The following is a 19,339-nucleotide window of genomic DNA, read 5'->3' as shown; positions in this document are numbered from 1 at the left end:
ACATGAAAGTTTTCATTCAATCGATAGTAGCACAGATATTGCTGAATCCTTATATCTTCTGGCGAGGGTATCAGGCAATTCCTCCCCAAAAAAGTTGGAGGATTCCCTATGTCTTGTTTTTTATCCTTGAATTATCTCTCTTCTTCTTCGGCTTTACATTCCGCAATGTCCTGCCGGACTCCGTCATGATTGCCATCCAATATATTTGCAACACTTGGTATATCGCATCTATTTATATCACACTTTCCCTATTGGTCCCGGAAGTGCTCCGGCTCAGCAACCGCTTCTTCCATTGGTTCCCCGGATGGATGACGGGACATTGGAAACAAACGAAACTGACACTGTTCTTCTTGATCATAGCAATCGTTACGGGCCTGATGTTCCATGCTTACCATGTTGTCGCCTATCCGATTGTCAAAGATGTATATGTCACCCTTCCCAAAGGAAGCAGCGAGCGTGACAGCATGACGATCGTCATGATGAGCGATCTTCATATCGGAGAAATGATCGGTAAGGAACTGGTACAGCGATACGTGAAAATGAGCAACGAACAACATCCCGACATGGTTGTCCTGGTAGGCGATATCATGGATTATGAATCACGCTTTGCCGAAAAAGCCCATATCGAAGAGGATTTGAAACAACTGAAAGCCCCGTTAGGCGTATATGTGGTATATGGCAACCATGAGTATCGTGCCAACCGCATAGCCAAATACCGCTGGCTGAAGAAAACAGGGGCGACACTCCTGATCGATTCTGTTACACGTCCGGACTCTTCATTCTACCTGATCGGACGGGACGACCATATCAACAAGAAAAGAAAGCCGTTACATGCACTTATGGCAGGTATAGACACGACTAAACCGATCATCGTATTGGATCATCAACCTTGGTCGTTCGCCGAAATGACAATGAACGGTGTGGACCTCGGACTCCACGGGCATACCCATAACGGACAGTTATGGCCCTACCCCCTCGTAATGAAACTGATTTACGAATGTCCATACGGCTACCATCAGAAAGGGCCGACCCAGTTCTATGTATCTTCCGGCATCGGGATAGCCGGACCTCCCTACCGGGTCGGGACTGTTTCGGAAATGGTCGTATTGCACATCCGGTTTGCCGATTAAACAAGGTGGAACATCGCCTCCATCATGGCGATATCCATCTTCACTTCCCCCTGCAACAGATATTGAGTTTGTTTTTGGACTACATTTTCATAGATTGCCAATGCTTTCTCCCGATCTTGCTCCTTATAAAGTGCCCAAGCACAGAGAAAACGCTGTTTTGAGGACATCAAAGCACTGTATTGTCGGACGTAAAGTTCTATTTCTTTCGTGTATAACGTATCTGCCCACTGGTTATGGCCGGTCACCAGATCCAAATAGATAAGTTCGCAAACTACCTCTTTCGCCAAAAGCCCGATCATCTCCCCCCTGTGTCTTGCTATCTCTTCCAATGCGACATAGGCCTCTTCCATTTGCCCCAAATCCATCAAGCGTCCTACTTGTAGCAAACGGACATTCAGTTGCATCGGTTCCCCGTAATCAATATCACCCTTCCAAGCCAACCACTCTTCCGGCATATCCTTTATCCGGATACCTTCTTGTATATAGGCATTGACGCGCAACTGGACCATCATCGCCTTTTTACTCTTCGGGTACTTCCTCATCAAACGTACATTGGCTGCATCATTGGTAATCCCCCGCTTGAACGGGATGCCATTGAGCAATCCCAACGACACGCCGGCAAAACACATCATGACCAGGAATTGCGCCAGCAGAGGAGAAGGATCTTCTACCACATACCAAACCACAAAAGCCAAAAGTGCCATCGACATATTAACAATAACACCTCCCCAATGATAAAGCGCAACAGGAATCTCTTCCAAAGGCTTGTCAGGCGGGAACATCAGACATTGCCCGCCTGTCCCCGCGATGCCGAAACGCTTCAAACGGAATTTCCCTTCTTGACGGATCAGCGTCCAATTGAAAATACGGAAAGAGACGAAACGATAGCCGGAGAGCAGCCCGAAAAGCAAGTGGCCTCCTTCATGCAAAACAATTTGCAAGACAAAGGCGACCAACGTACAAACGATACTCCCGGCAAATATCCCCACCATCTCAAGTGCCTCTATCTTGGCCAGCTTCTGCACCAGTTCATTCCATGTCATATCCGTAAACGACACGATACCGGCACACACCAAAACAATGCCGATCAAACATCCGACACCAAAAGTCACAAGCAACTTCAAAGCACTCTTCATAGCCGGTCTCTTACCTTACTACCAATTATAATGTAGCCGTTTTCTCTGCCTTTTCCGGCGCTTCCAATGTCCTCTGGTATAATGCAGGATCACCCAACACTTCCAGCGCCTTATCCAAAACATCATCATCCTTCAAGCTGTTTATCAACTCACCTTTCTGGAAATAATAACGTTTCATAATCTCGGAAGTCAACAATTTCTTGATCTGATCCTTGTTGCGGTCGAAATCCCGTTCCAAGTCCGGAGTCAGTTTGGCTTCCAAAGAGTTGAAGAGGGTAGAGTCATTGTCCATATACCCCTCGAACTTAGCCACCTCCTTCAGGTTCTTCAACAGCTTTTCACTCTGCCGGTCATAGGTGAAGTTCTTTTCTTTGGCATATTGCTTGAAAGCTTCAAAGTCTTCATCCGTCACCTCGAACTCTTCAGGCGAAGCTATTTTCTTATGTTTCTGGGACCAATCGGCAACAAAATCCGTCAGAATAAAATCCGTCATCAAATAGAACATCATGGTCGGCGTTTCCGGTTCTTCTATTTTGAAGTCAGGGGTAATACCGCCTCCATCCCGTACGGGACGCCCTTTGGATGTATAAAAGACAGATGTCAGGCTATCCGGAATAGCCCCGACACTCCCATCAGCTTTCCGGTGCGAATAGTCCATCTGCTGGATACAACGTCCGCTGGGGATGTAATACTTGCTCATCGTCACTTTCACACTTCCGTTATAAGGAAGTTCACGAGGAGACTGCACGAGTCCCTTTCCGAAAGAACGCTGTCCGACCAACACGGCACGGTCCATATCCTGTAAAGAACCCGAAACGATCTCGGCAGCAGAAGCAGAGGCTCCGTTAATAAGGACAGCCATCGGGATCACCGTATCGAGTGGTTCACCCGGCGTACGATAGGTACGGTCCCACTGGCTGATCTTCCCTTTTGTCGAAACCACCTCTTTTCCCTTCGGGACGAACATGCCGACAATCTGCGTAGCGCTTTCCAGCAAACCGCCGCCATTGTTACGCAAGTCCAGAATCAATGATTTGATATGATAGTTCTTTTTCAGATCCTCGAACGCATTTTTCACTTCCTGCGCACTCTTATCCGTAAAACCCTTCAAATAGATATAACCTACGCCATCACCACGGACGCCATAGTAAGTAACCTGGTTTTCCATGATCTGCTTACGCACCAGTTCCACTTCACGTGGTTTCTTGTCATACGGACTCTGTATCTTCAATACCATTTTCGTATTGGGAACACCTTTCAACAAGGCACTAACCTCATCCGAGGGCTTGTCGGTCACATCCACCGTGTCGATCGCCAAAATACGGTCGCCTGCTTTCAGACCGGCCAAAGCCGCCGGCATCCCTTCGAACGGTTCGATAATATAGACACCGCCCTCTTTCCGTTCACGGATATAAGAACCGATACCGCCATATTCGCCGGTCGTCATGAATTTCAGTTTATCCATTTCCTGCTCCGGATAGTATTCGGTATAAGGGTCCAAGCCCCCTAACATGGCATCGATCCCTCGTCTCACCGTTTTCTCGACGTCGACCGAATCCACATAAAACATTTCCACCTCTTTTACCAGAGCATTAAAGATATCCAGGTTTTTACTGACCTCAAAACGGTTGTCTTTCTGTGCCTGTCCGGGGACCACACTTCCCAGCAGGAGCAGCCAACTAAAAAGAGCTATTATTTTCTTTCGCTGTTTATACATAGAATATTTAGTTAATTAACGACGTAAATGTATATAATAAACGCTTGTCAGGCCAATATACCATTTACTTTTAACTTTATTTGTTCCCATTTATCATCCGGTATCTGCGCTCCGATCACATCAATGATGTAACCGGCCAAAAGCGAGCCGATACGGGCCGACTGCTCCAATGTTGCACCGACCGACTGCCCGTAAAGGAATCCGGCAGCAAAGTGATCGCCAGCCCCCGTCGTGTCGACCGGTTTACCTCCTTCTGCCGGGACTGCGACAACCTGCCCTTTGCTTCCCACCAGGGCACCCTCTTTTCCTAAAGTGACCAAAGAAATCTCCACCTGCTCCGAAAGAGCTTTCACCGCTTCGTGTGCTTTCAACCCGGTAAAGGCTTCCGCTTCGCTTTCATTAGAGAAAAGAATATCGACATATTGAGGGATAATATCGTCCAACAGGCCTCGGAAAGCATTCACGATATTGAAATTAGAAAGATCGAGAGCCACCTTCAATCCCAACTTCTTCGCTTTCTGCATAGTGGTGCGTACCAATTCTTCGTTCACCAACAGGTAGCCTTCGATATAAATACATTGGTAGGAGGAAAGCATCTCTTCCGTAATTTCATCCGGTGTAATCGTCGGGGCCGGCCCAAGGAAGGTACCCATCGTACGCTCGCCATCCGGTGAAATCAAAACCGTACAGCTGCCGGAAATACCGTCTGTCTTGACAAAATAGGGAGAGACATTCGCCTTTCTCAAGGCCTCTTCATAATATTCGCCTACGCAATCGGAACCGATCTTACCTATAAATCCAGCGTTTGCTCCTAAAATAGCCATCGCACGCATGGTATTGCATACCGAACCTCCCGGTGCCTGACTGCGCTCAAGGCCTTCTTGCGACTTTCGGATTTTAATCATCTGTTCTTGGTTAATCATATCCATTGCGCCTTTCTGTATGCCTACTTCCGCCAGTACATCGTCGTTCTCAAGCCTCAGCAGAACGTCTACCAAAGCGTTTCCTAATCCAATCGTATTCATTTTTTCTATTTTTTTTCGCAAAGATATTGCATATTTCAAAAAGAACCTCTACTTTTGCAGTGCAATTTCAGAAAGGGGTACGACAAGTACCGATACTGAAAGAAAGAAATTCTTCCTTAGCTCAGTTGGTTAGAGCATCTGACTGTTAATCAGAGGGTCCTTGGTTCAAGTCCAAGAGGAAGAGCAAATATATTCTTCTTTAGCTCAGTTGGTTAGAGCATCTGACTGTTAATCAGAGGGTCCTTGGTTCAAGTCCAAGAAGAAGAGCAAACATATTCTTCCTTAGCTCAGTTGGTTAGAGCATCTGACTGTTAATCAGAGGGTCCTTGGTTCAAGTCCAAGAGGAAGAGCTAAAAAGAGAGATACTTCACAAGAGTATCTCTTTTTTTATGCCTGATCAGGACGATAATCGGGGCGAATAATGGAATGGATCGGCATCAAAAGTGTTTTCTCCTTACAAGCAGAAAAATACACTAATATGTTATATATTAACTACATAACAATAAAGAGGACAAGAAGGACAAAAGAGGCACCCGACACATTTTCAGATAAGGGGTCTTGTCTGTTACTTTTGGCTTGACCCAAAAGTAACCAAAAAGTCAAGATTATTCTATTACTTTTCTCTTGAAAGAAAAGTAACCAAAAGTTCAAGGCTTAAGCTACTTCACTACTCCGTTCCCTTCGTTCGCTGTCGCGTCTGAAACTCGCTTCGCTCAAACAGCAGACGCTCCGGACGCTCACTCCGGTCTCTGCGCTTAACGCTCACCAGCTTAGGCCGGAAATAGAGCCTGACGGCTCTTTGAGGATGGCCGATACTGCTTGTTTCTTTGCGATCCCGCATCAAGTGCGGGAACGGGGTTGTTCTTGCCCTTATATCTTGTCCCCGTGCTTGACACAGGGCCTCAGAAGAACGGTCGGTATCGACCATCCCAAGAGAAAGCGGAGCTTTCTATGAAAGGCCTAAGCGGATGGGCGTCAAGCGGAGGGCAAAGACGGAGCGGCAGGAGACTGCGCTGTCTGAGCGCAGCGAGTTTCGCAGGCGACAGCGGAGTCTTTGACCGGAGTAGCCCAGACGGTTAAGCCTTGATCTTTTGGTTACTTTTGGATCAAGCCAAAAGTAACAGACATCTCCTTACCATAAGGATCAGCCCCAAATGCTGATAAGGCAAAACAACTTCATTATAAATCATTATTTATCAATAAATTAATAAAACACTTTCTTGTTTTCACCCCAAAATTTTGGCGGTGCCTTTTTTGCCCCCTTTTGTCCTTTTCTATATTCCGACACTTCAAAAGCACATTTCAAAGCTCCCCAAGTTATAACCTGCCAACAGAAAAGCTATAGGCTTTCCGGCAAAAAGCTATACCCTTTTGCCTCGCAGGTTATAGTCTTTTTTACGCGTAATTATATTACCTTTGCATCATGGGAAAGAATAAATTAGCAAAGTTTGACGACATGGCGGGTTATCCCCATGTGTTCCAATATCCGTTTGCGACGCTTCAGGAGAAAGGATTCGAGCTGAAGGGGCACTGGCACGAACGTTTTTTTAAGAACGACAATCCGATCGTGCTTGAATTAGGTTGCGGAAAAGGAGAATATACGGTAGGTTTGGGAAAACTGTTTCCCAACAAGAACTTTATAGGGGTCGATATCAAGGGAGCCCGTATGTGGACAGGGGCGAAAGAATCGCTTGAGGCAGGCATGACGAACGTTGCGTTCCTCCGGACCAGTATCGAACTGATCGCCCATTTCTTCGCTGCCGGAGAGGTGGCTGAGATCTGGCTCACCTTCCCCGATCCGCAGATGAAGAAGGTGAACAAACGCCTTACCTCGACCCGCTTCATGAAGATGTACCGCGAGATATTGGCAGGAGACGGCATCGTACATTTGAAAACAGACAGTAACTTTATGTACACTTACACCTCAGAGATGGTAAAAGCCAACCGCTATCCCGTATTGTTCAGCAACGACGACTTGTATCATTCAGGTTTGACAGATGACATCCTTTCTATCAAGACCTATTATGAACAGCAGTGGTTGGACCGCGGACTGACCATCAAATACATCAAGTTTGTTTGTGAAGAACGGGAAGAACTGGTCGAACCGGAGGTGGAAATCGAATACGACCCGTATCGCAGTTTCAACCGCAGCAAACGGAGCGCGTTGGCCTCAGGAAAATAATTCATAAATCATAAATCATAAATCATGACACTCTATCCAAAGCTAATCATGGACGCACTGGCCAAAGTGCGCTACCCGGGAACAGGGAAAGACCTTGTGACGATGGGCATGGTAGAAGATAACATCCGGATCGACGGCAACAAAGTAAGCTTCTCGCTTCTTTTCGAAAAGCCGAACGACCCGTTTATCAAATCGGTGGTAAAAGCCGCCGAGACAGCCATCCTTACATACATAGGCGAAGAGGTGGAAATCAAAGGTAACATCACTGTGGAAGCCAAGCAAGCAGCCCGTCCCGAACCGGACAAGCTATTGCCGGAGGTAAAAAATATCATCGCCGTATCTTCCGGCAAGGGAGGTGTAGGCAAAAGTACGGTAGCTGCCAACTTGGCGGTGGCGCTGGCTCTGCAAGGCTACAAGGTCGGTTTGCTGGATGCAGACATCTTCGGCCCTTCTCAGCCCAAGATGTTCAATGTCGAAGAAGCCCGTCCTTATATGGTGGAAGTGGGTAACCGCGAACTGATCGAGCCGGCTGCCAACTACGGAGTGAAGTTGCTGTCCATCGGTTTCTTTGTCAACAAGGAAGATGCCGTCCTCTGGCGCGGTGCTATGGCAAGCAATGCCCTGAAACAGTTGATCGGCGACGCCAACTGGGGAGACCTGGACTATTTCCTGATCGACCTGCCACCGGGAACAAGCGATATCCATCTGACGATGGTGCAGACATTGGCTATCACCGGCGCCATCGTTGTCAGCACACCGCAGGAAGTGGCACTGGCAGACGCCCGCAAAGGTATCAGTATGTTTATGGGTGAGAAGATCAACGTGCCTGTATTGGGACTGGTCGAGAATATGTCCTGGTTCACGCCTGCCGAGCTACCGGAAAACAAATACTATCTGTTCGGCAAAGAAGGGGGCAAACGCCTGGCAGAAGAACTGAATATCCCGCTGTTAGGACAAATCCCCATCGTACAAAGCATCTGCGAAGGTGGAGACAACGGAAAGCCAGTCGCCCTCAATCCGGACAGCATCACCGGACAGGCTTTCCAGAAGTTAGCAGAGAATGTAGTGAAACAAATCGACTACCGTAACGAGCATTTAGATCCGACAAGACGGGTACAAGTTACGCATAAATAATATTTCAGGCACGGTTTTCACGGATTTCACGGTTTTTATTAATACAATATTACCATGTAAGTCCGTGTAATCCGTGCCTGACTTATTATAAAGCATACCGCCTTAGGAAAGCGACCGTCCGATGAATTTCGGGATACATGATGATGTCTTCATCTATAAAAGGAACTTCTTTACGATACGCTTTCAGGAATTTCTCTAAGACAGGAGAAGTGCGCGCCGGACGGCGAAATTCGATGCCTTGCGCCGCGTTCATCAGCTCGATCGCCAGGATATGATCCAGGTTGTCCATAATCTTAAAAAGCTTCGTCGCTGCATTAGCCCCCATACTCACATGATCTTCCTGACCATTGCTGGACACGATCGAATCGCTGCTGGCTGCATAACAATACATTTTGTTCTGGCTGACCATGCTGGCTGCCGCATACTGCGGGATCATAAAACCGGAGTTCAGTCCGGGGTTGGCTACCAGGAATTCCGGTAAACCCCGGAGTCCCATAATCAATTGTGCCACACGCCGTTCGGAAATATTACCTAATTCAGCCAAAGCAATAGCGAGGAAATCATAGGAGATCGCCAACGGCTGACCGTGAAAATTGCCACCGGAGATAATCTTGTCCTCGTCGGGAAAAATTGTCGGGTTGTCCGTCACTGAATTGATCTCAGTCAGCAGTACACCGGAGACATATCGGATTGCATCTTTTGTCGCCCCGTGTACCTGCGGGATGCAACGGAACGAATACGGATCCTGCACATGTTCTTTCTTCCGACTGATCAGTTCGCTCCCCTCCAAGATACGGCGGAAAGCATCCCCCGTCTCGATCTGTCCGGGATGTGGACGCATCTGTTGGATACAATCCATAAAAGGATCGATCCGCCCGTCAAAGGCTTCGAGCGACAGGGCAGCAATCAAGTCCGCCCGCTTCGACACGGCAAAAGCACGCATCAAGGCAAACACACCGTTGGCACTCATAAACTGCGTACCGTTCAGCAACGCCAGCCCTTCTTTGCTCATCAGGCGTACCGGTTTCCAGGCAAACTCATCCAGGACACTGATAGCCTCCCTCTTTTTTCCTTTATAATATACGTCCCCCACTCCGATAAGAGGGAGGAAAAGATTCGCCAAAGGAGCCAGATCACCTGAAGCCCCAAGCGATCCCCGGTCATAGACGATCGGGAGTACGTCATTATTAAAAAAATCAAGGATACGCTGCACCGTTATCACCTGCACGCCACTATGCCCCAAAGACAAAGCATGCGCTTTCAACAGCATCATCAAGCGGACAATCACCGGGCTTACCTCATCGCCCACGCTACAAGCATGGCTCTTCACCAGGTTCTCCTGCAAGGTGCTGAGTTCATCCGGAGAGATATTCTTATTGCACAAGGAACCAAAACCTGTCGTGATGCCATAAAGCGGCTCATCCTGCGTCTCGATCTTCCGGTCCAGATAATCGCGGCAACGCTGGATGCGTTCCTTCACTTCCGGAGTCAGTTCCAACTTCATATTTCCGGTCAGTATCTCTTCGATACGTTCGAACGTCAGCGGTTCCGCCCCCACATAATGTACATTTCCCATAACTCTCGTTTTTTTAATTGCCCGTTGTCAATTATCAATTGTCAATTGCCCCTTCGCCCAATCCAGCAACTTCTTCTCTATCCGGATGGCTTCCGACTCGAGGTAATCGGCCTTCTCCGACATCCGCCGGACAAAGACTTCATCCTTTATGGATGTAAGATTGATACGGACATTCAGCAAAGCCCCTAACACACAGGTACGAGCCGCCATCATAGCCACACAAGCATCAGTTACGGCATTCCGGTTTCCTTTGTGCGCCACATAGATAATCGTCTCCATCACCGAAGCAATCTCTTCGGCCACTTGCATCGGCACCATTGCCGCCTCTTTCGTAGCATCTTGGATCACCCGACTGCGTTCAGCCTTTTCCTCTTCCGTATCCTTCGGAAGTTTGAAGGCGGCAAACACACGGTCATATGCTTCGCTATCGCGGTCTATATCGCGGATCAGGCGTTCACGAATGAGAGCAGCTTCGGTCGCGATAGTCCTCATCTGGCCTTCCACATCGGCATATTTCTTTTTCCCGATCGTCAGGTTTGCCACCATCTCGGTTAGCGCTGTCGCAATAGCTCCGTTCAAGGCCGAGATACTTCCGCCCCCCGGAACAGGGGCACTACCTGCCGTTTCGGCAAGAAATCCTTTAATTGTCAAATCTACAAGCATAGTGTCTATTATTTAAGATTAAACATTTTATTCAGTTTCATTGTAAACAAATGATTTACGGATGTGGAACCTGGATGGCAAAGCCATACAAAATAATTGTCGTCTTGTAGGAGCAGGACCCTGCTCTGCCCATTGGATCTGGACAAGGCGGACGTTATTTTCATTGGGCGGAGTAGCCCCCGCCCCTACGAGCCGCCTTATCAATTCGCACCGGTGAATCATCATTTACTCATACTATTTAATTTTTTATCCTGTCAAATAATATAAAGTACGCCATCTTTGATAACCGTGTCCACGATATTCATTCCTACATGATAAGGAAGGAACTTATAGGAAGGGAACTTCAACAAGATCAAGTCCGCCTTCTTTCCGACATCGATGCTGCCGATCACTTTCTCCCGTCCCAAAGCTGCCGCACCATTGATCGTAAGGGCGGTCAAAGCTTCTTCGGGAGTCATCTTCATCTGGATACAGGCGAGGGCGAACAACAGCGGGATTGAGCATGAGAAACAACTTCCGGGATTCAAATCGGAAGCTAACGCCACGGCACAACCGGCGTCTATCATCCGGCGTCCCGGAGCATACGGTTCCCCCAGTGAGAAGGCAGTAAGAGGCAACAAGGTCGCAATCGTCCCGGAACGAGCTAACCGCTTGATACCGGTATCGGACACATGCAACAGATGATCGGCACTCACGGCTTTCAAGCGTACGGCTAACTCAGCACCGCCGAAAGGCACGATCTCGTCGGCATGGAGTTTCAGTTTAAAACGCTGGCTGCGGGCTGCTTTCAACAAACGTTCGCTTTGTTCGACTGAGAAAACGCCTTGTTCGCAAAAGACATCGCAGAAAGTCACGGAACGTTCCGCGCGGACGTGCGGCAACACCTCTTCTATTATGTAGTCGACATACGCATCCGTACGCCCGGCAAATTCAGGAGGAACGGCATGAGCCCCCAGGAAGGTGGATACCACATCCAACGGATGGTCATCATTAAGTTCTTTCATTACACGGAGCTGGATCAGCTCTGTGGCAAGATCGAGACCGTATCCGCTCTTTCCTTCGACGGTAGTAACTCCCATATCCATCATAGTATCGAGACGGTCATACGCATCCCCGAACAGATCGTCATAGCTGGTGCTCCGCGTCGCATTCATCGTATTGACGATACCTCCTCCCCGTTCCATGATCGACATGTAGCTGTCTCCTTTCATCCTCCAGGAGAACTCCTCTTCCCGGTAACCGCCAAAGACAAAATGCGTATGACTATCCACGAAACCCGGAAGAAGCGCGCGTCCGTTAGCATTTACTTCCAGATAGTCTTCAACATTCACTTGCCGGAGAACTTCTTCGGTCGGTCCCACATGCGTAATAATACCGTTCGATACGGCAACCGCCCCGTCCTCGATCACACCGACATCAGACATAGCCTTACCCTTCTTCGCTTCAAAACCGGAACAGGTCACCACCTGCGATGCGTTCCGTATCAATATCTTTTCATCCTCCATAGTCTATTCCATTATTCTGGCTTCCAACACCTGATCCATTGAAAAATCTTCCAGTCCCAAATAGTAAGAAGCCGTATCGATCAATGCCTCCATCGGGACTAACCCGATGATCTCGCTTCCGACGACCGGAACACCGTAGCGACGGGCCTCGATGCGTACCAGCTCGAAAGCACGGTAAAGGGCCGTACGGGTATAATCGGTCATATTGATCGAGACCTGCACGATACCGCGTTCTTTCAATTCCACTCCCATCGCCTTACAGTACCGGAGCCCGCCACCTATGAAACGGATCTTTTTGGCAATGCTGCTCGCTATATCCAAATTTGCCGTTCCCAAATTGACATTATAAGCGACCAATGGCATACGGGCGCCAATTGCCACGGTTCCTGCCGACGGATGCCGCTCGGCAGGTCCGAAGTCCGGTTTCCATTCCGGCAACTTGATCTTTTCCGCCATCCCTTCAAATTCTCCCTTGCGGATAGCTGCCAGGTTCTCCCGATGCGGGGCCGAAGCCGATTTTTCATAAAGAAAGACCGGAATCTGGTACAAAGCCGCCACCTTTTCGCCCACTTCCCTGGAGAGCGCAATCGCTTCATCCATCGTACACCCTTTGATCGGGATAAAAGGAACGACATCTACCGCTCCCATCCGCGGATGCTGTCCGGAATGTTTCGCGAGGTCTATCAGTTCAACCGCCTGCCCAACGGCTTCGAGCAAAGCGTCTTTCAAGGCTTCCGGTTCACCGACAACCGTTACGACCAGTCGGTTATGATCCTCGTCATTGCTGTAATCCAACAGCTTTACACCGGCTTTGGCACGAAATTTATCTACTATCTTCTCTATCTTCTCCAAATCTCTTCCCTCGCTGAAATTGGGGACACATTCCATTATTTTACTCCAGGTACTCATACTTTGTGTTTTAAAGAGGTGCGTATAATATTTTGAATCAAATCTTCTTTCGGGATAAAAGGCAGTGTGATATGATACCGATCGCCATAGCTGTCATTAAAGGCGGTACAGGTCGACATGGCATTGGGATTACGGGCCCATGAACGGCGGGCCACTCCTCCCATCACATCCCAGAGCATGGCTGAACGAAGGATCTCGTCTACCCGCTCACTCCCGTCCAGCACCATCCCAAAACCACCGTTTATCGCTTTACCGATACCGACCCCGCCACCGTTGTGAAGCGCTACGAGACTCATGCCCCGTGCCGCATTTCCAGCAAAACATTGGACGGCCATATCGGCCATGACATTACTTCCGTCGTAGATGTTGGACGTTTCCCGGAAAGGCGAATCCGTCCCGCTTACATCATGATGGTCGCGTCCGAGCATGATCGGTCCGACTTCTCCATCCCGCACCATGCGGTTGAAGCGGAGTGCGATATTCAACCGCCCTTCCGCATCTTGGTAAAGGATACGCGCCTGGGTTCCTACCACAAGCCGGTTCTTCCCGGCATCGCGAATCCAGTTGTAGTTATCCCGGTCTTGTCCGCGACGGGTCGGATCGATACAATCCATAGCTGCCTGATCGGTCTTTACCAAGTCTTCCTGTTTCCCGCTCAGGCATACCCAACGGAAAGGCCCGTAACCATAGTCGAACAGTTCCGGTCCCATGATATCTTCGACATAAGAGGGCCAGATAAAGCCGTCCTTCTCATCGACCCCGTTCCGGGAAATTTCTTTTACACCGGCATCATAGATGGCTTTCATAAACGAGTTTCCGTAATCGAAGAAATACGTGCCGCGAGCCACCAATTTCTTGATTACCTCGAAATGGCGGTGCAGGGAACGGTCGACCAGCGAACAGAAACGGCCTGTATCGCAGGAAAGGAGTTCCGTACGTTCGGCAAAGGAAATACCAACGGGACAGTAGCCTCCTTCATAAACGGCATGGCAAGAGGTTTGATCGCTCAACAAGTCGATTCGGATCGCCTGTGATTCGGCAAATTCCAACAAGTCGACTATATTTCCGTGATAAGCGATCGAAATCGGTTCTTTTGTCTGCATCGCTTCTTGCGCCATACGGAAAGCCTCTGCTTTATCATCGGTCACATGCTGTACCCAGCCCTGTGCGTAGCGGGTTTCGATACGGGAACTATCCACCTCAGCAATGATACTGGCAGCACCGGCTATAACGGCGGCTTTCGGTTGTGCGCCACTCATCCCTCCGAGACCGGAGGAGACAAAGATATATCCGCGCAAGTCCCGATCTTGAGGAATACCTAATTTCTTCCGCCCCGCATTCAATAATGTGTTGAATGTACCGTGCACGATTCCTTGCGGCCCGATATACATCCAGCCGCCGGCTGTCATCTGCCCATAATTAGCGACTCCCATCTGGGCTGCTATATGCCAGTCTTTCTGGTTATCGAACATGCCGACCATCATGGAATTGGTAATTATCACACGAGGAGCATCCGGCCTGGAACGGAACAACCCCAGGGGATGCCCAGACTCGATCACGAGTGTCTGCTCGTTCGTCAGTATTTCGAGGTATTGCTTGATCAGGCGGTATTGCATCCAGTTCTGACAGACCTGTCCGGTCTCGCCATATGTAACCAGCTCGTATGGATAAAGAGCGATATCGAAACAAAGATTGTTATCGATCATCACCTGGAAGGCTTTTCCCTCCAGACATCGGCCTTTATACTGATCGACAGGTTTGGCCTTCAGATCTCCCTCCGGCCGGTAACGATATCCGTAGATGCGGCCACGGGTCATCAACTCTTCCATAAACTCCGGAGCCAGTACTTCATGCAATTCTTCGGGAATATAACGGAGCGCATTCTTTAAGGCCGTTTCTGTTTGGGCAGGCGTAAGTGAATAGCCGCGATCAGGAGCGCGGCGGATACCGGGAACAAAAGATGGATAAACCGGCAATTGGTTACTCAGGCGTACTTCCATAACATGACATTTTAAGGTGTTTGCTTACAATCTGTAAGTAAATAGCAGAAGTAAGAGGCCTACAAGATAAGCATTCTCTTTCATCTTGCCAACCTGCACTGTTATGTTTAGAAGCACAAAAAGGGCCATTCCCCAAACAGGAACGGCCCTTTTCTATCAGATTAAAATGTATTCTTATTTACCTGCTTCAGCAGCTGCTTTCTTATTGATCTTTTTCTTCTGCAATTCGTAAGCGATAGGAGTTGCCACAAACAGAGTAGAATATGTACCGATAATGATACCTAACAAGATCGCGAACGTAAAGCTACGGATTGTTGCACCGCCTAAGATGAAGATACACAATACGACTACCAATGTTGTTAATGATGTATTGAAAGTACGGGACAAAGTCGAATTCAATGCATCGTTGATCACCTGGTAACGGTCACGCTTCGGATACAGACCGATTGTTTCACGGATACGGTCGAACACAACCACGGTATCGTTGATAGAATAACCGATAATTGTCAAGATAGCCGCGATAAAGGTCTGGTCGACTTCCATAGAGAAAGGCAATACCTTCCAAAGCAACGTGTAGAATGAAATAATACACAAAGTCGTTACAGCTACAGAAGCGAATGCACCGACAGAGAATGAGATGTCGCGGAAACGAAGCAAGATGTAAGCCGCCATACAGAACATAGCGAATACAACAGCGAGGAACGCAGCGTTCTTGATATCGTCTGCCATACTCGGTCCCACCTTCTGTGAGCTCTGGATATACTGATCCGTGAACTGAGCCAATGTCGTTCCTTCCGGAAGCAATGACTTGACACCTTCAAACAATTTATTTTCGATTTCCTGATCAATAGCCGGATCGTTGTCCTCGATCTTATAGTTGGTGGATACACGGACTTGGTCGGGAGTACCAATCTGGATAACACTAACGGAACCGTCCAACTGCGCATCCAACAGATTGCGGACTTCGTCAGTCTTCACATCCTGGGCAAAACGAATCACATAGTTACGTCCACCGGTGAAGTCGATACCGTTGTTCAACCCGATAGTAGACATGGAGATCGCACCTAAAACGATGATAACAACCGGAATCAAATAGCCTACTTTACGAGCTCCAAGGAAGTTAATCTTCGGATTCGTCAACAAGTCTTTCGTAATAGAAGTCGTAAAGGTTACGTTCTTCAGTTTATCTTTAGCCAACAGTGCTTCATAGACGATACGAGTCAAGAAGACAGCCGTCAGGAAGGATGCAAACAAACCGATGATCATCGTCGTGGCAAAACCACGGATAGGACCTGTACCAAAGTAGAACAACACAACACCAGTGATGATAGAAGTCAAGTTCGAGTCAAAGATAGCAGAGAATGCGTTGCTATAACCATCAGCGATTGCTTTGCTCAATGATTTGCCGGCACGAAGTTCTTCTTTTGTACGTTCATAGATCAACACGTTGGCATCGACAGCCATACCCAGTGTCAACACCATACCGGCAATACCCGGCAATGTAAGGACAGCCTGGAAAGAGGCAAGGATACCCATTGTGAAGAAAATGTTCAATACCAAAGCACCGTCGGCGATCAAGCCCGGAAGGACTCCATAGAAGGCACACATATAGAACATCAGCAGAACCAAAGCCAAAACAAATGAGATAACACCGGAGTTGATAGCTTCCTGACCCAAAGACGGACCGACAACGTCTTCCTGTACGATATGTACGGAAGCTGCCATCTTACCAGACTTCAACACGTTAGCCAAGTCCTTCGCTTCTTCCGGAGTAAAGTGGCCTGTGATCTGAGAACGTCCACCTGTGATTTCCACCTGTACGTTCGGAGCCGAATAAACCATATCGTCAAGAACGATAGCAACCGCTTTACCGATATTTTCTTTTGTCAGACGCGCCCATGCTTTAGCACCTTCTGCGTTCATCACCATATCGACAACCTGTTCGGAACGTCCGGCCTGCTGAACGAAGTCTGCATTGGCATCCGTAACGACATCCCCACCTAAGGCCGGCGTACCGTCACGATTCGTTTTCTTGATTGCATATAAATAAAAGAACTGTTCTTTTTCATCAATAGCCTTTACACCCCATTTCAAAGAAAGGTTACGTGGAAGAAGATCCTTCACCTGCTTCATGTTCAAGTATTCATCGATCTTAGCCATATCTTTCTTATCAGCAATACCGACAACCGGACCGGATGCCAACTGTCCGTTATACTGATTGATCTGCAGAACGGCGAACAACGGATGCAGCTTTGCAAATTCTTCCATACTTTGGGCAGCCTGTGCTTCAGGTTTGTCTTCACCGATCTTAGCCAGCAAAGAGTCTGCGTCGTTAGTTGTTTCGGCGGCAGCATTGTCGGCAACCACTTCGCTTGTTGCTTCGACAGTTGTTGTTTCCGAACCTTCGGCAGCAGTATCATCCGATTTCAGGATTGTAGCCAACATATTATCGGCAGCAACCAGCTGCTGGTAGATTTCCGGCAAGTCGTATGTTTCCCAGAATTCGAGGTTGGCACTACCCTGTAACAATTTACGCACACGTTCCGGTTCTTTCACTCCCGGAAGTTCAACCAAGATACGACCGGCAGTTTCCAGACGCTGGATGTTCGGGGACACCACGCCGAAACGGTCGATACGAGTACGCAATACGTTAAATGAATTATCGATAGCACTCTGCAACTCATCCTTCAATACGGCAATAACCTGTGCATCCGAGCTCTGCGGAGTGATTTTGTCTTTCAATTCGAAAGTACTGAAAATAGCGGATAAACGGGCGCCATTATCTAATTTCTTATACTCTTCTGCAAATAGATCAATAAAGTCCTTCTGACTCGCAGCTTGGTTCTCATAGGCCAAATCCAATGCTTTGTTGAAGTTCTCATCCTGGTTGTTGTTTGAAAGCGAGCGGATTACATCAGCCACATTCAATTCCAGAACGACGTTCATACCGCCCTTCAAGTCAAGTCCTAAACTAATTTCCATTTCACGGCACTCCTTGAGCGTATAGCCCAACCATACCTTCTGAGTAGATAACGAGTCCAAATAAGAACTCTCTTTTACCGGATCTCCACCTGCATACTCAGTGGCTTTACTGTTGTAATGTCTTGTCACGAACGAGAATGACAGATAAAACATACAGACAAGCGTAAGTAACACCGCAAAGACCTTTACAAATCCTTTGTTTTGCATTTGAATCTTATGTTTATGTTATTATTCGTTTTTTCACAGGGTGCAAATATAGGCTTTTTTTCTTTGTCCAACAGTAATTAGATTAATTTATTTGTCACACTCTTAGTTTATTTCAGCCACAATTATATATCTTTGCCCGTAAAAAACATAAGTAAAGAATAACCATGAAGCAACTTTTATTATTAACACTATTTATCCCGACCCTACTCTGGGCTCAGGACGATTCCAAGTATTTAGCCGGAGCTGTTCCCCTCGAGAATGGTAAAGTAGTATTTGCAAAAGAGATAAACGCACCTTCTTTTTCAAAAGATGAAGTATATGACAGAATGTTGGACTGGGCAGACGGTTTCTTCAGTGAAGACGGTAACCGCGTCGTCTATTCCGACAAGGCAAAAGGCGACATCGCCGCTGTAGGACAAGCCAATCTGGTGTTCCAGAGCACGGCCCTTTCTTTGGACCGTACGGAAATGAACTATCGTGTCACGATGGAATGCGAGAACCAGAAATGTGTTATGAAAGTAGCCGGTATCCGTTACGAATATAATGTATCTTACCAGCGTGAGCCGGAAAAATACACTGCCGAAGAATGGATTACCGATAAATATTGTTTGAACAAGGATAAGACCAAACTGAATCGGGGCAACGGCAAGTTCCGTAGAAAGACAGTCGATTTCATTGACGAAATGTTCGCTTCCGCCTCTGCCGCTTTAGGCGCACAGGTAGCCGCCAATGTAGTTCCGGCAACTCCGGTCACTCCGGCCCGGACTGTGACACCTGCCCAGAGCATCCAACCGGCAACTCCGGTTCCGGCAAAAGAAGGATATGTGGCTTTTGCCGCCGACAAGGTTCCGTCTACATTACTACAGATGTTACCGGAAAGTGACATGCAGGTCGCATCTGCCGGTAAGCCGGATACAAAAGAAACATCCGCCCAGTGGAAAGGCACGGGTAATATGTTCGGCAAATCGATCGCCTCGATCGCTATCAGCAAAGACAGTCCTGTTTATAAAGAAATAGGCAACAACGACACATACAGCCTGTCTTTCTTCAAAAAAGGTGAAAACGGGGATGCCTGGTTGATCATCGACTGCCGCAAGCAGGGCGAAACGGCAGAAGGTGGGCAGATAACCGTTATCGGTGAAATCATTAATGTATGGATGAAATAGCCAGGAT

At 48.0% G+C, this 19,339-nt stretch carries 13 protein-coding genes and 3 tRNA genes; 7 read left to right on the top strand and 9 right to left on the bottom strand.

Translation table 11 applies throughout. The features are described 5' to 3' along the window. Window positions 1-2: 2 nt before the first annotated feature. Window positions 3-1,130, top strand: a complete 1,128-nt coding sequence (locus NQ564_RS18425; protein ID WP_008152701.1) for a metallophosphoesterase — start codon at window positions 3-5, stop codon at window positions 1,128-1,130. Here NQ564_RS18425 and NQ564_RS18420 read toward each other — a convergent pair. The 3 genes from NQ564_RS18420 to NQ564_RS18410 are packed head-to-tail and all read right to left on the bottom strand — an operon-like array spanning window position 1,127 to window position 5,008. Then, on the bottom strand, window positions 1,127-2,266 hold the full coding sequence (locus NQ564_RS18420; protein WP_008152703.1) for a zinc metalloprotease: 1,140 nt from the start codon (window positions 2,264-2,266) through the stop codon (window positions 1,127-1,129). The two genes, NQ564_RS18425 and NQ564_RS18420, sit on opposite strands and share 4 nt — an antisense overlap. 25 nt (window positions 2,267-2,291) lie before the next feature. Continuing rightward, window positions 2,292-3,983 carry a S41 family peptidase gene (locus tag NQ564_RS18415; RefSeq protein ID WP_008152705.1) on the bottom strand — a complete coding sequence of 564 codons (1,692 nt, stop codon included), beginning with the start codon at window positions 3,981-3,983 and terminating at the stop codon, window positions 2,292-2,294. Window positions 3,984-4,030: 47 nt separating this feature from the next. Next, on the bottom strand, window positions 4,031-5,008 hold the full coding sequence (locus NQ564_RS18410; protein ID WP_008152707.1) for an adenosine kinase: 978 nt from the start codon (window positions 5,006-5,008) through the stop codon (window positions 4,031-4,033). 110 nt (window positions 5,009-5,118) lie between these two features. Between NQ564_RS18410 and NQ564_RS18405 the strand changes: the two genes are divergently transcribed. The 5 genes from NQ564_RS18405 (at window position 5,119) to NQ564_RS18385 (ending at window position 8,324) form a co-directional block, all read left to right on the top strand. Further along, window positions 5,119-5,192, top strand: a tRNA-Asn gene (locus NQ564_RS18405). 9 nt (window positions 5,193-5,201) lie between these two features. Beyond that, window positions 5,202-5,275, top strand: a tRNA-Asn gene (locus tag NQ564_RS18400). Between the two features lie 9 nt (window positions 5,276-5,284). Beyond that, window positions 5,285-5,358, top strand: a tRNA-Asn gene (locus NQ564_RS18395). A gap of 1,073 nt (window positions 5,359-6,431) precedes the next feature. Beyond that, window positions 6,432-7,190 carry a tRNA (guanosine(46)-N7)-methyltransferase TrmB gene (trmB, locus tag NQ564_RS18390; RefSeq protein ID WP_008152713.1) on the top strand — a complete coding sequence of 253 codons (759 nt, stop codon included), beginning with the start codon at window positions 6,432-6,434 and terminating at the stop codon, window positions 7,188-7,190. A gap of 24 nt (window positions 7,191-7,214) precedes the next feature. Further along, window positions 7,215-8,324 carry an Mrp/NBP35 family ATP-binding protein gene (locus tag NQ564_RS18385; protein WP_008152715.1) on the top strand — a complete coding sequence of 370 codons (1,110 nt, stop codon included), beginning with the start codon at window positions 7,215-7,217 and terminating at the stop codon, window positions 8,322-8,324. 85 nt (window positions 8,325-8,409) lie between these two features. Here the strand turns inward: NQ564_RS18385 and hutH are convergent, their stop codons facing one another. From hutH to secDF, 6 genes are all read right to left on the bottom strand, one after another. Next, entirely contained in the window at window positions 8,410-9,900 is a 1,491-nt protein-coding gene (gene hutH / locus NQ564_RS18380; protein WP_008152716.1) for a histidine ammonia-lyase, read from the bottom strand. Window positions 9,901-9,927: 27 nt separating this feature from the next. Beyond that, complete coding sequence (locus NQ564_RS18375; protein ID WP_008152718.1) at window positions 9,928-10,563, bottom strand: cyclodeaminase/cyclohydrolase family protein; 636 nt, start codon at window positions 10,561-10,563, stop codon at window positions 9,928-9,930. A gap of 254 nt (window positions 10,564-10,817) precedes the next feature. Next, window positions 10,818-12,068, bottom strand: coding sequence for an imidazolonepropionase (hutI, locus tag NQ564_RS18370; RefSeq protein WP_129650344.1), 1,251 nt, complete (start codon window positions 12,066-12,068; stop codon window positions 10,818-10,820). 3 nt (window positions 12,069-12,071) lie between these two features. Further along, window positions 12,072-12,977: a glutamate formimidoyltransferase gene (ftcD, locus tag NQ564_RS18365; protein ID WP_008152723.1), complete on the bottom strand. Its 906-nt coding sequence runs from the start codon at window positions 12,975-12,977 to the stop codon at window positions 12,072-12,074. Then, a complete protein-coding gene (locus tag NQ564_RS18360) occupies window positions 12,974-14,977 on the bottom strand; it encodes a urocanate hydratase (RefSeq protein WP_008152724.1) in 2,004 nt (667 codons plus the stop codon). Before NQ564_RS18360 ends, ftcD begins: the two co-directional genes overlap by 4 nt. Before the next feature lie 174 nt (window positions 14,978-15,151). Then, window positions 15,152-18,166: a protein translocase subunit SecDF gene (gene secDF, locus NQ564_RS18355; RefSeq protein WP_008152725.1), complete on the bottom strand. Its 3,015-nt coding sequence runs from the start codon at window positions 18,164-18,166 to the stop codon at window positions 15,152-15,154. 164 nt (window positions 18,167-18,330) lie between these two features. Between secDF and NQ564_RS18350 the strand changes: the two genes are divergently transcribed. Further along, window positions 18,331-19,332, top strand: coding sequence for a DUF4468 domain-containing protein (locus NQ564_RS18350; RefSeq protein ID WP_008152726.1), 1,002 nt, complete (start codon window positions 18,331-18,333; stop codon window positions 19,330-19,332). Window positions 19,333-19,339 lie beyond the last annotated feature (7 nt).

The organism is Parabacteroides johnsonii DSM 18315 (genome assembly GCF_025151045.1).
In the GTDB taxonomy this organism is placed as follows: domain Bacteria; phylum Bacteroidota; class Bacteroidia; order Bacteroidales; family Tannerellaceae; genus Parabacteroides; species Parabacteroides johnsonii.
This window is presented reverse-complemented; position numbering and strand designations above follow the sequence as displayed.

Bases quoted from the DNA above. Each gene is read 5' to 3' on its own strand.
- NQ564_RS18425 (WP_008152701.1), top strand. From the start codon at position 3: ATGAAAGTTTTCATTCAATCGATAGTAGCACAGATATTGCTGAATCCT.
- NQ564_RS18420 (WP_008152703.1), bottom strand. From the start codon at position 2,266: ATGAAGAGTGCTTTGAAGTTGCTTGTGACTTTTGGTGTCGGATGTTTG.
- NQ564_RS18415 (WP_008152705.1), bottom strand. From the start codon at position 3,983: ATGTATAAACAGCGAAAGAAAATAATAGCTCTTTTTAGTTGGCTGCTC.
- NQ564_RS18410 (WP_008152707.1), bottom strand. From the start codon at position 5,008: ATGAATACGATTGGATTAGGAAACGCTTTGGTAGACGTTCTGCTGAGG.
- trmB (WP_008152713.1), top strand. From the start codon at position 6,432: ATGGGAAAGAATAAATTAGCAAAGTTTGACGACATGGCGGGTTATCCC.
- NQ564_RS18385 (WP_008152715.1), top strand. From the start codon at position 7,215: ATGACACTCTATCCAAAGCTAATCATGGACGCACTGGCCAAAGTGCGC.
- hutH (WP_008152716.1), bottom strand. From the start codon at position 9,900: ATGGGAAATGTACATTATGTGGGGGCGGAACCGCTGACGTTCGAACGT.
- NQ564_RS18375 (WP_008152718.1), bottom strand. From the start codon at position 10,563: ATGCTTGTAGATTTGACAATTAAAGGATTTCTTGCCGAAACGGCAGGT.
- hutI (WP_129650344.1), bottom strand. From the start codon at position 12,068: ATGGAGGATGAAAAGATATTGATACGGAACGCATCGCAGGTGGTGACC.
- ftcD (WP_008152723.1), bottom strand. From the start codon at position 12,977: ATGAGTACCTGGAGTAAAATAATGGAATGTGTCCCCAATTTCAGCGAG.
- NQ564_RS18360 (WP_008152724.1), bottom strand. From the start codon at position 14,977: ATGGAAGTACGCCTGAGTAACCAATTGCCGGTTTATCCATCTTTTGTT.
- secDF (WP_008152725.1), bottom strand. From the start codon at position 18,166: ATGCAAAACAAAGGATTTGTAAAGGTCTTTGCGGTGTTACTTACGCTT.
- NQ564_RS18350 (WP_008152726.1), top strand. From the start codon at position 18,331: ATGAAGCAACTTTTATTATTAACACTATTTATCCCGACCCTACTCTGG.